Source organism: Sphingomonas sp. FG14, from assembly GCF_057809675.1.
In genome coordinates, this window is the sequence record NZ_JBMDKK010000057.1 from 1 (window position 1) to 905 (window position 905).

1 protein-coding gene is annotated in these 905 nt (G+C 61.7%); it reads right to left on the reverse strand.

Annotated elements, in window-relative coordinates:
* On the reverse strand, positions 1-905 hold a 905-nt coding region (locus tag ACODTA_RS30310; RefSeq protein WP_489071407.1), incomplete at its 5' end, for an IS481 family transposase.

Consider the following 905-nt stretch of genomic DNA (forward strand, 5'->3'; position numbering starts at 1 on the left):
CTAGGTGTTCAGTCCCGGCATTTGGTGGATCGGATTGACGATGAAGCGGTCTGGCTCTGAAGTCCAGATTTTGCAGATGTATTCGTAGGGTGTGAGGCCGCCGAGCGTCTTGAGGCGGCGGGCGAAGTTATAGGCGTCAATGAAGTCTGCGAGGTGTATCCGCAGTTGCTCGTGGCTCTCGTAGTGGAAGCGTTTGACGGTTGCCTCCTTGATGGTGCGGTTCATCCGCTCGACCTGTCCGTTGGTCCAGGGGTGGTTCGGTTTGGTGAGCCGGTGTTCGATGTTGTTCGCTTCGCAGATCATGTCGAAGCGCATCTGCCGCGAGAAGGCGGTGTTCCGGTTGCGCGGTTGCTCGGCGAACTGGATGCCGTTGTCGGTGAGGATCGTGTGGATGCGGTACGGCACGGCTTCCAGCAGGTGTTCGAGGAACTCCCACGCCGTTCGTCGATCAGCCCTGTCGACCAGCTGCGTGACCGCGAACTTGCTCGTGCGGTCGATGCCGACGAACAAGTAGAGCTTGCCTTCGGCGGTCTGCACCTCGGCGATATCCATGTGGAAGAAGCCGATGGGGTAGCGCTTGAAGCGTTGCCGCTTGGGCTTGTCGCCTTCGACATCTGGCAGGCGTGAGATGCCGTGGCGCTGCAAGCAGCGGTGCAGCGCGGACCGGGTCAGATGCGGGATCGACGGCTGCAAGGCGTAGAGGCAGTCATCCAGCGGCAGGAGCGTGTGTCGCCGGAACGCGACAACCATACCCTCCTCTGCTTGCGTCAGGGTCGTGGAGTGAGGGGCCTTCGGCCCGGTTTTCAGATCCTCGACCGTGGCCCGCTTGCGCCACTTCGCCACCGTCTTGGGGTTGATCCCCAGTTCCCGGCTCAGCGTCGCGAGCGAAGCTTGCGATCGCTGTA